This window comes from Paraglaciecola sp. (assembly GCF_039964565.1).
Taxonomy (GTDB): Bacteria; Pseudomonadota; Gammaproteobacteria; order Enterobacterales; family Alteromonadaceae; genus Paraglaciecola.
The window spans coordinates 36,733-49,590 of record NZ_JBDVXF010000021.1 but is presented as its reverse complement, the minus strand read 5'-3'; the positions used below and the strand labels follow the sequence as shown (position 1 = coordinate 49,590).

The following is a 12,858-nucleotide window of genomic DNA, read 5'->3' as shown; positions in this document are numbered from 1 at the left end:
ACCGATTTTTAGGGAGTATTAATACTCAACTTTATTCTTCGTCTAAACCTTCTACAAATTCAATAGCCCGGCCAATATAGTTAGCTGGAGTGAGTGTTTTAAGTTGTGCCTTGGCGCTGTCGGGTAGCGCTAAAGTATCAATAAAATCAGCCATAATTTGTTGGTTGACTTTTTTACCACGGGTTAACTCTTTGAGTTTTTCGTAGGGCTTTTCAATACCATATCGACGCATGACGGTTTGTACGGGTTCGGCCAATAATTCCCAGTTATTGTCTAGCTCATTTTGCAGGCTCTGTTCATTGACTTCTAGTTTGCTGATGCCTTTTAGAGAAGACTGATAAGCAATAACAGCATAACCTACACCAACACCTAAGTTTCTCAGTACGGTCGAGTCAGTTAAGTCTCGCTGCCATCTAGAAACCGGTAACTTACTGGCCAAGTGAGCAAACATGGCATTCGCTAGGCCTAAGTTACCTTCAGAGTTTTCGAAATCAATAGGATTGACTTTGTGAGGCATGGTAGATGAGCCAATTTCACCGGCTATGGTTTTTTGTTTAAAGTGACCAAGAGCAATATAGCCCCATACGTCGCGGTCAAAATCTAGCAATATAGTGTTAAAACGAGCAATAGCATCAAATAATTCTGCAATATAATCGTGGGGTTCAATTTGTGTGGTGAAGGCATTAAAAGTCACACCTAAACTACTGACAAACTCGTCGGCAAAGGTGTGCCAATCTACTTCAGGATAGGCGCTAAGGTGAGCATTGTAGTTACCTACTGCACCATTAATTTTACCTAACATTTGCACTTGTGCGATTTGATCCCGTTGACGTTGCAAGCGGATCATCACATTAGCCATTTCTTTACCCATAGTAGTAGGCGAGGCCGGTTGTCCATGGGTGCGAGCCATCATAGGCACCGATTTTAATTCTATCGCTAAACGTTTTAGTTCAGAGATTAACTTATCGCAGTAGGGTAAAATCACTTCATCTCGAGCTTCACTTAACATTAAAGCGTGAGACAGGTTGTTGATATCTTCTGAGGTACAAGCAAAGTGAATAAATTCGTTTACGGCTTGTAATTCACGGGTGTCGGCTACTTTTTCTTTTAGAAAGTACTCTACCGCTTTGACATCGTGATTAGTGGTACGTTCGATGTCTTTAATACGCTGTGCATCAGCTTCAGAAAACTCACTAACAATCTTATCTAAAAATGCATTGGCTTGTGGGCTTAGGGCCGGCACTTCTTGAATATCGGTAGTTGCAGCTAACTTTTGTAACCAACGAACTTCAACAATCACGCGGTATTTTAGCAAACCAAATTCACTAAATATGTGTCTTAACTCAACTGTTTTACTTCCGTAACGGCCATCTACTGGAGAAACAGCAGTGAGTGCAGATAAGTTCATGAAATACTCCTAATTGGGCGTGTTTATGTTGTTTAAAGTGTTTTGCGCGCTAGCAACAATTTGTTGACGGCTAAATAATATATGTCGGCGTTTTCCGCCTAGTTGCCGCCATAAAACCGCTGCTCGTATGCCTGCCAACAATGCCGCTCTAACGCGATTTTGGTTGTCTGGGCGTTTTAGAATTTCCGGATCACCCGCCACTTGAATTTTTCTTGATACTGGGCTGATGACATCAGTATAAATGCTTGCAAGATTACTCAACATTTGGGTGTTGGTAATTTCCAAATGCTGCTGTTGTCTTTGTATATTCGAAATACGCTCACCTAAGGCAGCCATGGTTTTTTTATTAGCACTTAACTTGCGTTCAATAGATAACAAATTAGCGATATACCGAGTAACTTCGACGTCTTTATTAGTTGATTGATTACTAAGCTGGTCAAGTAATGTTTGGTAACCTAGGGCAAGATAACTGATATCCCCAAATACCTGTTCGGTATTCTCTGAATTCGTGATAGCGATACTATTTAACGATGTCGCTAAAGCTTGCTGATCAAATTCGTTAGTTCGGGCGATTTGTTTTACCAGCGCTGCCGCTTGGCACAAACCAGCTAATGCGATATTACTTTCGTAAAATCTACGATGATTATTGTTACTCATTAACGGATATAATTCTCTATTATGCCACCACCTAAACAAATTTCGTTTTGATAAAAAACGGCTGATTGTCCGGGTGTCACGGCTTTTTGTGGTTCGTCGAATTTCACTAAAAGACTACCATCTGTATTTGGTGTTATTTGGCATGCAATATCTTGTTGTCGGTAACGTGTTTTCACGGAACATTTAATCGTCTGCTGAGGACCTTTGCGATCAACCCAGTGTAACTGATTAGCAAGTAATCCAGTTGAATAGAGTCGTGGGTGATCTGCACCTTGACCTACTATTAACACATTACGTTCAATGTCTTTGTCTACTACGTACCAAGGTTCTTCACCGTATTCTTTCATGCCACCAATCAGCAGGCCTTTACGCTGTCCTAAGGTGTGGTACATCAACCCTTCGTGCTTTCCGATTACTTTACCTTCAGCAGTTTCAATTTCTCCAGGTTGAGCGGGTAAATATTGTGCTAAAAAGTCTTTGAATTTACGCTCTCCAATAAAACAAATACCTGTGCTGTCTTTTTTATCGTGAGTCACTAAATCTTGTTCTAGGGCGATTTCTCGTACCCGTGGTTTTTCTAAATGACCAATTGGGAAAAGCGTCTGAGCGATATGTTGTTCGCCTAAGGTATACAGAAAATAGCTTTGATCTTTGTTGTCATCTAGGCCTCGTAGCATCTGCCAGTTTCCCGTCTCGTTCGAGCGCTGCACGTAGTGTCCTGTAGCAATATAATCAGCGTTTAACTCTTCAGCCGCAAATTCTAGAAATGCTTTAAATTTGATTTCTTTGTTGCACATTATATCGGGATTAGGCGTTCGCCCCGCTTTGTACTCTGCCAAAAAATATTCGAAAACATTGTCCCAATACTCGGCGGCAAAGTTAATGGTGTGTAAGGTGATCCCTAACTTATCGGATACCGCTTGTGCATCTTTAAGATCTTCCGCTGCGGCACAATATTCATCATTGTCATCTTCTTCCCAGTTCTTCATAAACAACCCTTCGACCTGATAACCTTGCTCTTTGAGCAAATAAGCTGAGACGGAAGAATCGACTCCACCAGACATACCTACCACCACTTTTATTTGGTTGTTGTCTCGAGTGTCATTGTTGTTAGAGGAAGTTGTTATCATAGAATTTGAATATAAGATCTAGAGGCTGAAAAAAGGACGCGAAGTTTAGCAGTTCTTTAGCGGGAAATCATCTGATTAATCAGGGGATTTAGGTATATGAAAGTCGATGTTTGCAGCCGTTGTGAGGGATATTTTATCTGAGACTAAATTACCCCGCGGGCTAGCGCTTGTGTACATGTTCAAAGCTGCACATGGACTGCTGTAGTTTGTGATATATCCGTATATGGCGAATGGTTTTTGACCGGCGATTTATGCCTATGGGATGCCACCCATGCAAACCTCCAAAGTAGCCTCTGGAGGTTTTACAACGAGGTTGTAAAAAACTAATACCTGTCATCAAAACCAAAAATTGGTTTTCGAGTCATCCATTTTCCACGTGTAAAGTCTGGAAACTGCACCGGCTCACTGCCATTGGCAATAGATTGTTCTGTAAGGCAGGTTACTGCAGCCCAAGATACACAGTCATACACGTCCATTGGCATCGGTTCATTTGCCTTAAGTGCTTCTACAAATGCGTGTATCACGAAGAAGTCCATTCCGCCATGGCCTGCGCCCTGTGTATCCGATTCATATTTTTTCCATAGCGGGTGATCATATTGCTTCATATAAGCGGCATCTTTCTCCCATTCATGGGGAGGGCTTGTACCTTCGATGTAAATACCATCATTCAGATCCATCCATATACCATCGGTGCCTTGTACTCTAAAACCTAAAGAGTAAGGTCTAGGGAGGTTGGTATCGTGGGTGAGGACTATTGTTTCGCCTTTAGCACATTTAATAACAGTAGTGACTACGTCCCCAAGTAGAAAGTCTAATTCTGCATTAGGATGGTCTTTGCCGCCCTTGGGATGCTCAACTATATATTCATTTAGACCTTTAGCCTTGGATGCGGTAGATGTCAGATAGACAAATCTATTGCCGCGATTATTATCAATATAATTGGCCACAGGGCCTAAACCATGTGTAGGGTAGAGATCTCCATTTCTCATCAATGAATGTTCTGTTCTCCATTTTGCTTCGCTATAGGCCTTTTCTCCAAATTCAACCCCGCCTCCATATAACTGTTTTCCGTTATTGAACTTCACTTCTCTGAGATCATGTTGATAGCCCCCTTGCATGTGAATAATTTCACCAAAGAGGTTTTGCCTAACCATATTCAAGACCGCCATAATATCTCGGCGATAAGCGACATTTTCAAGGATCATAAAAGGCGTACCGGTTTTTTCATAGGCATCCACTAATGCCCAGCATTCTTGAATATCGAATGCTCCAGCGACTTCAAGTCCAACGGCTTTTTTGGCTTCCATGGCATCAATGGCCATAGGGGTATGCCAGACCCAAGGAGTAGAAATAATGACGGCGTCTACTTCGTTCGAAGTAAGCAATCTTTGATAGTCATGAGGGCCGTTGTCGTAACTTGTCGGTTTTGGCATGCCTGCGTCTTGCACCATCTGTGAAGCATTCGTTACGCGTTCTTTATCAATGTCGCAGACCGCGGTCACCACTATATCGTTACGTTTCAAAGTCAGTGCTAGTTGCCCTGTCCCCCGGGCCCCTATGCCTATAAATCCTATTCTGATTTTATCTGGGCTTTTTCCCATTGCGAAAGTCATTGCCGGCGACGCAGTTGCGAGCGCTGCACTGGCAAGTGTTTTAACCATAAAATCTCTTCTTTGCATGATTGTTTCCTATCGAGATATTAAAATGAATTAAGATTAGTCATTTTTATAAACCATATTAATGGTTTGCGAATAAGTTTCAATCAAAACATAATGAAGCATTGTCGCTTTGTTGTAAATACGTAAAAATTAGCATGTATATAGTAAAATGCGGATTTCATAATAATTGAACATCATATGCATTCTACCCGATGTGACGTTAATTCATGAGGTTTTTATGATTATTTAGGTGCTAGCTAATATAAAGTTTGAAAGGGAAAAAGTGAATAAGCGCAGTCGAAGTCAAACTTTATAGATTTGATATTTTCACTTTACCACTATTCATATGATTTCATTTTGTTGTTTTGCTTTCATTTTGGGTTGATTGTATCCAGATTGATAGATACACTGCTTGATAATTAAATTGTTTTCGGCGGGTTCATGGTATTGAAAATAGTCTCTAGAATGATCAGGGAAATTTACAGTAGTCCTTGGTTAATTTTACTGGTTCTTTTAGGTTTATTGGGATGTGAAGCGAGTAATCATGTACAAAAAAGTGAAAAGGGATCACTAAATTCTGTCATCAAATACGCGGTATCTAACGTTGATATAGTGAATCCAGGAAGAGGTTTCTATTATCCCTATGCAACTAAATCGAGTGATTTTGAGTCGCTAAAATTAGATGATGCCTTAAATCTTCGTAATAATTTTACTACGCCAACAGATGGTAATTATGAAGTTAAACATTCTATTTTACTGCGCCAATATATTTTAGATTCCTTTGTGACTGATGAGACGATATCGTCAGAATTTTTGCAGCAACTACAGGGCGATTTTGATATTGCTAGGCAAGCGGGTGTTAAAATTATCGTACGGTTTTCTTATAACAATGTGCCTCCTACTGGTAATTGTGGTGCGTGGATATGTCCACCCTATGGCGATGCGAGTAAAAAGATAGTGCTGGCTCATATCGAACAAGTGTCAAAAGTACTGAGTCACAATCATGATGTGTTATTAACTTGGCAGGCTGGATTTATCGGCACTTGGGGAGAAATGATGTTTACCGATCATTTTGGTGACTTTGACGCTCAGGGGACAATTTATGACGAAAACTGGCGTGACCGAATCGAAGTGGTTAAAGCGATTTTAGATTCTGTACCCAAAGATATTCCTGTGCAAGTGCGCAAACCGCAATTAATTCAAAAGTTTGTGCATGGCGTGGACGCAGCTATTACATCTGCTGCTCTTTCTAAAGAAGAGGCGTTTGATGGTAGCGATGCGTCTAGAATAGGTCTGTACAATGATTGTTTTTTAGCAACTGAAGATGACTGGGGAACCTATGCTGATTATGGTACATCCTCAAAGGCACCAATTAATAATGAAAATGTCGTGCAAACGTTAAAAGAGCACCAAGCTCAGAACAGTTTGTATACTCTAGTTGGCGGTGAGACATGCCATGATGATGATTATTCGCCACAAAATGACTGTAGTGGCGGTGTGGTCGGCACAATCGATCGCTTCAATTTCACCTATCTAAACTCTGCCTATAACAATAAAGTGAACAATGACTGGCAAGATGAAAATTGTATGGCTGATATTAAGCTTCGCCTAGGTTATCGTTTAAGTATGCTCGAGGCACGATTACCAGACTCTGCAACGATAGGTCAAACCGTTCCATTTTATTTGGACATTGAAAACTTAGGTTTTACCTCACCGATGTTTCCAATGGAATTACGAGTTGTGTTTACCCATAAATTAAGCGGTGAAACATTCTATGTTGCGTTAGATCGTTCGCGATTTGATGTTCGGCAATGGCGGCCTGAACAACACATTATTATTGAGGAAAATTTACAATTACCCAGTAAAGTGAAAGCAGGCGAATACACAATGTCATTACATGTTGCGGATATTAGTAATAACGGGATTATTGCCAATCGCCCTGAGTATAGTATTCAATTTGCCAATAAAAATACATGGGACGATGTAGCAGGTTATAACTCGCTACTACATAACATTATATTGACTGAGTGACTCTTTTTTAGAGTTAGGGATATGATTTATTTTTGCTGCAGACTCTTTGTGCCAAAGGCATGGTATAAATGGTCTGTGCTAAGAGATATTAATCAGTTTACTATTTCATTTAAATTTTAATAATAACAATAAATTGGATGCCGTATGAGTACTACAAATAAACCTACTTCCACCTTTATGCCTATGTTAATTATAGGTTCGCTATTCTTCATGTTTGGTTTCGTCACTTGGCTTAATGGCTCATTGATCCCGTTTTTGCAAATTGCCTGTGAACTCGATCATATTGAAGCCTATTTTGTGACTATGGCCTTCTATATTTCCTACACGGTTATGGCCTTACCCATGTCGTATATTCTGCGAAAAACAGGCTTTAAGGAGGGCATGGTACTCGGATTGTTCGTAATGGTTGTTGGTGCTTTAACCTTTATTCCTGCCGCTTATACCAGAGAGTATGCTGTATTTTTGGTGGCATTGTTTATGTTGGGGGCGGGGTTAACTATTCTGCAAACAGCGTCGAATCCTTATATTGTGCTACTGGGCCCACGTGAATCGGCAGCCGTGCGTATCAGTATTATGGGCATTTTAAATAAAGGGGCAGGGGTCATTGCGCCTTTGGTATTTACCGCATTTATATTAACCGACATGTCGCAATTTACTGAAGCGCGCTTAGCATCATTAGGTGCAGAACAAAAAGCTTTGGAGCTTGCTGAACTCTCTTCACGGCTGGTTACCCCCTATTTGATGATGGCCATTATGTTGTTATTACTTGGCATCTTTATCAAAATGATGCCGCTTCCTAGTGTCAATTCGGATGAGGATACAAGCTCTATCGAAGATGACAGTAAAAGTAGTATTTTACAAAAACCTCAGGTGATACTTGGGGCAATCGCGTTGTTTTTCTATGTGGGAGCTGAAGTGGTAGCTGGTGATACCATTGGTTTGTTTAGCAAAGAGTTAGGTGTGAGCAATTTTGGACAGATGACTTCATACACTATGGGGTTTATGGTGCTGGGGTACATTTTGGGGTTGTTGGTTATTCCTCGTTGGCTTAGTCAAGGAAAAGCCTTGGCGATTTCTGCCATTTTGGGAGTGTTATTAACGATTCTACTATTGAATGCCAGTGTGAATTCAAATGGAATATGGGACTTGGTATTTGCTTGGACAGGATTACCTGCAATTCCAAATGCAGTGCTGTATGTGGCGCTATTTGGTTTAGCTAATGCATTGGTGTGGCCTGCTATTTGGCCATTAGCACTAAGTGGCTTGAATCAAAAAGACACCAGTACTGCTTCAGCATTACTTATTATGGGAATTTCTGGTGGCGCACTGTTGCCTTTGTTTTATGGAATTTTAGTTGAGGCTTCGGGCAATGCCCAAAGTGCTTATTGGATAATGATCCCTTGTTATGTATTTATTATTTTTTACGCGGTTAAGGGTCATAAATTGAGGCAGTGGAGTCGTGGTTAGTCAAAACTTGAATTCTGAAGCTATGCATTATGGACTTGATATTGGCGGTACAAAAATTGAATTGGCGATATTTGATTCGCAACTCAAGCGGGTCGAGTCTTGGCGTAGGCCAACCCCTCAAAAAGACTATCAAGCATTGTTATCTGCTATAGCGCAAATGGTTAACGAAGCTGATGAAAAATCTGATACAAAAGGAACGGTAGGCATAGGTTTTCCCGGCTATTTGGATAGCCTAGGGCGTTCTGTTTCGGCTAATATCGGCAGTGTTAACGGTCAATTTATTGTTAGGGATACCTGTGCAAAGTTAGGTCGAGCAGTTTCGTTCGAAAATGATGTCAAGGCATTTGCATTGTCAGAGGTACGTGGCGGTGCGGCGCAAAGTAAAAATAATGCCTTGGGCGTGGTGATAGGAACAGGGGTTGCGGGTGGTTTGTGTGTTCAAGGGCAACTTTATAAGAGCAAACAAAATGTATCTTGTGAATTTGGTCATGTTTCTCTGCCAGCGGTGCTGCAGCAACGTTACCAGTTTCCCTTACGTCAATGTGGTTGCGGATTAATCGGTTGTGTTGAGGCATATTTAGCAGGCCCTGGCTTGTTATGGATGTGTTCACATTTTGATACTAAATATACTTCAGTACCTATGTTAGTAGAGGCTTTTAGAAATAATGAAGCAAAAGCCATCGAGGTAATGGACGTTTATATCGATTGTTTAGGTTGTTATTTCGCTCAGTTAACCCTTATGTATGATCCCGATATTATTGTTTTGGGGGGAGGGGTATCTAATATTGCCGAGATTTATGCGCGTCTTCCTAATGTTATGCAAAAGTACTTTTTTAATGGCGTCATTGCGCCTTCAGTTGTGGCTGCAAAGTATGGTGATTCAAGTGGTGTTCGCGGTGCCGCTATCCTTGGGCGAGATAATGCCAATAGCGCAGTTGTGCAAAATTAATTAACAATCTGGATTATTAATATAAATGATTAAATCGATTATCAACGGCCATGTCTTTAATGGTGAAACGTTACTCAAAGACCATGCTGTGATTATTGACGGCGGTAAAGTACTACAGGTATTACCCCAAGAGCAATTGCCAGAAAATATCGAAGTTGACTTTGACCTAGGTGGCAATTATTTGGTGCCAGGTTTTATTGATCTGCAAGTCAATGGTGGCGGTGGCGTAATGTTTAATAATGTGCCGACTGTCGAGGGCTTACGAACCATAGCTAAGGCACATCGCGAGTATGGCACTACGGGTCTTTTTCCCACTTTGATTACTGATAGCTATGACGTTATGCGACAAGCCATAGCCGCCGTTACTCAGGCTATACAAGAAGGGGTTCCGGGGGTTTTGGGGGTGCATTTGGAAGGTCCTTTTCTTAATCCTGAGCGTAAAGGTGCTCATGCTGAAGAAAAATTTTGCCTCATCGACGAACAAGGTTTTGAAATTATTACCTCGCTAAAAGTAGGTAAAACCTTAATCACTATTGCGCCAGAATTAACTACTTCCACGATGATAAAACGTATTAGTGACAAAGGTGTGGTGATTTCTGCTGGACATACAGGCGCTGACTTCGATCAAACATGTGAGGCGTTAGACGCCGGCCTAACGGGCTTTACCCATTTATACAATGCCATGACGCCACTGCAAAGTCGTGCACCTGGCATGGTTGGTGCGGCGCTAAATGACGAACATAGTTGGTTTGGCATTATTGCTGATGGATTTCATATGCATCCTGCTGCTTTTCGTGTGGCAGTGGCAGCAAAACAACTTGGCGGAGCAATTTTAGTCACAGATGCTATGTCTACCGTGGGTGCATCTGAAAAATCCTTTGTACTCGATGGCGAAACCATTTACGCCATTGAAGGACGTTGTACCAATGCTGCAGGCTCGTTAGCAGGGTCTGACTTAGATATGAATACCGCGATTAAAAATGCCATGAAATTTGCCCGCATTGACTGGATGGAAGCTGTGCGTATGGCGTCGTTATATCCAGCAAAAGCAATGGGGCTTGATAACCAATTTGGATATATTAAGCCCGGGTATCAGGCGAGTTTTGTGTCGTTAGATTACCAGCAAAATGTTAACAGTACTTGGATTGATGCTGAACGAAAATGATTGGGGTAGTCTTCGAACGAGTTTCCATACCTTAAATTTGAGTCAAAAACTATAGACCCGAAGTACTTGAAAGGGGGGCCATTCCTGCGCAGCGAGGCCTTGCCCTAAATCGGCTGGAGCTTTCTGAGTGAACACTTTTTAATGGGATTGGTAAAACATGTCTAATGCAATGAAATATCAATAACCTAATCAAAAAAAGCAATGCTCAAATATAATCCTATCTGCTTCCAATGTTTACTATAGCTGTAATCTAGTTGTTGGAAAGTGTAGATATTTACTGTTTCTTTGATCTTAGTTACAAAAAGTTGTCTTAAAAGTTAAAAAGAGGTTGGCTTTTGTCCAATCCTCACTTACTTTATGCAGCAGTTTTTTGCCACGTATAAGGCAATGTAGTTTCCATTCAAAACTCGGAGCCAATTTGAAATTTATAATGTTGTTTTTAGTCCTGTTTTCTTCGTTTGGTTTGTGTAATGACTCAGACCTTCAGAAGGAAATTATTGGAAGTTGGATTACAGGACAACAAGACGAATATTTTGGTGAACAGTGGTTTATAACTGAATATAAAAAAGACGGCACTGCGATTCATCGTCAATTTAAGGATGCGAGTTGTCAAACCACTTCTGTTGTAATTGAAGGTATCTGGAATATTAAAAACGGGCAATTAACTAATATTGTTTTGGACAGCTCAGGTGAATTCGAAATACCTTCAGGTTTAATTTTAGTCGATGAAATTATCGAACTGGCAAACGGCGAGATGATTATTTCAACAGACTCGAATCGAACTGCTTACCGGATGAAAAGTGATAGGTGTATCTAGTGCAACCCTTTTTAATTAAAACCTTTAACATCTAAAATCTTTAAAAGTGTTAGGTTCCATCGAATAGCAATTCGCTCAAGTAAAAGTAGCATTGCGGTTATTATCCATACTGCCTATTTTCTGTCAGTTAATGTCATTTTTTTGTTTAGTTTGATATGCAACTTAGCGTACTTTCACGTTGCTTAGTTTAAGCTCGTACAGTCTGGTTTGTAGCCACTGCAGTAAATTGAAATCGATTGCTGAAATCTTTCAATTTATGGCAATAGCTCATTTTCTTTCGAGTCACAGCATTTTGACTATTCTCCATAAAATACAATGCTTTAACCCTTTGTTACAATTAATTGTACGATGACAAGGTTGTCACTGTTTATGGATACTATTGAAATCTATCAAACTTTTTCTGAATCATTCCAAGCCCTTTAATAAATACTATATAAATAAGCCATTTAGTAAACTGAAATCGATTTACATGTTACTCTATGATGTTGATTTTATTTAGGAGGTTTTTTTGTGGCAAATTTAGGAATTAAAGACATTGCTGCTTTGGCAAACGTCTCTCCCGCGACAGTCTCTAGAGTATTTAGTGCGCCGGATATGGTGTCTAAAAAAACCTTAAATAAAGTCAAAAAAGTCATCGATGAAGTGGGGTATCGGCCCAACCGCATGGGAGCAAGTTTACGCACTCGTAAAAGTGGGAACATAGTGGCGATTATTCCAGATATCACCAACCCAGTAAATGCGGGGATCATTAGAGCGATAGAGCAGGGCGCACAAAGCGCTGGCTATTCGGTTTTATTAGGGGATACTCAAGGATTAGAAGAAAGAGAGCAGCATTACGCTGATTTAGTAAGCCACGGCCAAGCGGATGGTATTTTATTGTTTTGTTCCCGCATACCTTTTAAAACTGATCCTAGTTTGCCTTTACTAGAACAATTACCGCCTATGGTTAATGGCAATGAACGAATTGACTCTGAGGAAATGGTGCAGGTAGCCGTTGATAATGTGGCTGCGGCAAAAGCTGCCATCAATTACTTGATTTCACTTGGCCATAAACGGATTGCTGCCATCACTGGGCCCGGAGATATTGCGAGTTCTAATGAGCGCTTAGATGGGTATCAATTAGCGCTGAAAGAGGCCGGAATTGAACTTGATAGCGCATTACAATTAGAAGGTGATTACGTCGTAGAATCGGGTATGGATTGCGCTAGCCAGTTATTATTACTGCCACAAAGGCCCACCGCCATTTTCTGTTTCAACGACGACATGGCTATCGGTGTGATGAAGTTTTTGCAAAAGCAGGGCTTTGTAGTACCCGACGATATTTCAGTGATGGGGTTTGATGACATTAATTACGCCAAGTTTGTGACTCCTTCTTTGACAACTGTTCATCAGCCTTTGCATGAAATAGGAAGTACCTGTATCGAACTGTTATTGAAACAATTAAAAGGGCAAGAAGTAGAACCGGGAAGACGTTACTTGCCGTTTGAAATAAAAAAGAGAGGCAGTACAGGTAAAGCGCCACAATAATTAGTGGCTAAGGCTTGTCATGACTTCGAGTACAATCCACAAGAGCAAC

General features: G+C 40.8%; 10 protein-coding genes. 6 read left to right on the top strand and 4 right to left on the bottom strand.

What is annotated here, in order from left to right:
• Nucleotides 1-31: 31 nt before the first annotated feature.
• The 4 genes from purB to ABJK37_RS08595 form a co-directional block, all read right to left on the bottom strand.
• Nucleotides 32-1,408, bottom strand: a complete 1,377-nt coding sequence (gene purB / locus ABJK37_RS08610; RefSeq protein ID WP_348352099.1) for an adenylosuccinate lyase — start codon at nt 1,406-1,408, stop codon at nt 32-34.
• Between the two features lie 9 nt (nt 1,409-1,417).
• Nucleotides 1,418-2,065, bottom strand: a complete 648-nt coding sequence (gene hflD, locus ABJK37_RS08605) for a high frequency lysogenization protein HflD (protein ID WP_348352097.1) — start codon at nt 2,063-2,065, stop codon at nt 1,418-1,420.
• Nucleotides 2,065-3,195, bottom strand: a complete 1,131-nt coding sequence (gene mnmA / locus ABJK37_RS08600; RefSeq protein ID WP_348352095.1) for a tRNA 2-thiouridine(34) synthase MnmA — start codon at nt 3,193-3,195, stop codon at nt 2,065-2,067. The genes hflD and mnmA overlap by 1 nt, the downstream gene beginning before the upstream one ends.
• A gap of 323 nt (nt 3,196-3,518) precedes the next feature.
• Entirely contained in the window at nt 3,519-4,874 is a 1,356-nt protein-coding gene (locus ABJK37_RS08595; protein ID WP_348352093.1) for a Gfo/Idh/MocA family oxidoreductase, read from the bottom strand.
• A gap of 420 nt (nt 4,875-5,294) precedes the next feature.
• On the opposite strand from ABJK37_RS08595, the gene ABJK37_RS08590 reads away from it, so the two are divergent.
• The 6 genes from ABJK37_RS08590 to ABJK37_RS08565 all read left to right on the top strand — a co-directional run bounded on the left by ABJK37_RS08590 (nt 5,295) and on the right by ABJK37_RS08565 (nt 12,809).
• A complete protein-coding gene (locus tag ABJK37_RS08590) occupies nt 5,295-6,884 on the top strand; it encodes a DUF4832 domain-containing protein (protein WP_348352091.1) in 1,590 nt (529 codons plus the stop codon).
• Between the two features lie 144 nt (nt 6,885-7,028).
• Nucleotides 7,029-8,351 (top strand): sugar MFS transporter, encoded by a 1,323-nt coding sequence (locus ABJK37_RS08585; RefSeq protein ID WP_348352089.1) that lies wholly within the window; start codon nt 7,029-7,031, stop codon nt 8,349-8,351.
• On the top strand, nt 8,344-9,300 hold the full coding sequence (locus ABJK37_RS08580) for an ROK family protein (RefSeq protein ID WP_348352087.1): 957 nt from the start codon (nt 8,344-8,346) through the stop codon (nt 9,298-9,300). Before ABJK37_RS08585 ends, ABJK37_RS08580 begins: the two co-directional genes overlap by 8 nt.
• 25 nt (nt 9,301-9,325) lie before the next feature.
• Complete coding sequence (gene nagA, locus ABJK37_RS08575; RefSeq protein WP_348352085.1) at nt 9,326-10,465, top strand: N-acetylglucosamine-6-phosphate deacetylase; 1,140 nt, start codon at nt 9,326-9,328, stop codon at nt 10,463-10,465.
• Between the two features lie 418 nt (nt 10,466-10,883).
• A complete protein-coding gene (locus ABJK37_RS08570) occupies nt 10,884-11,282 on the top strand; it encodes a hypothetical protein (protein WP_348352083.1) in 399 nt (132 codons plus the stop codon).
• Nucleotides 11,283-11,792: 510 nt separating this feature from the next.
• Nucleotides 11,793-12,809 (top strand): LacI family DNA-binding transcriptional regulator, encoded by a 1,017-nt coding sequence (locus tag ABJK37_RS08565; RefSeq protein WP_348352081.1) that lies wholly within the window; start codon nt 11,793-11,795, stop codon nt 12,807-12,809.
• Nucleotides 12,810-12,858 lie beyond the last annotated feature (49 nt).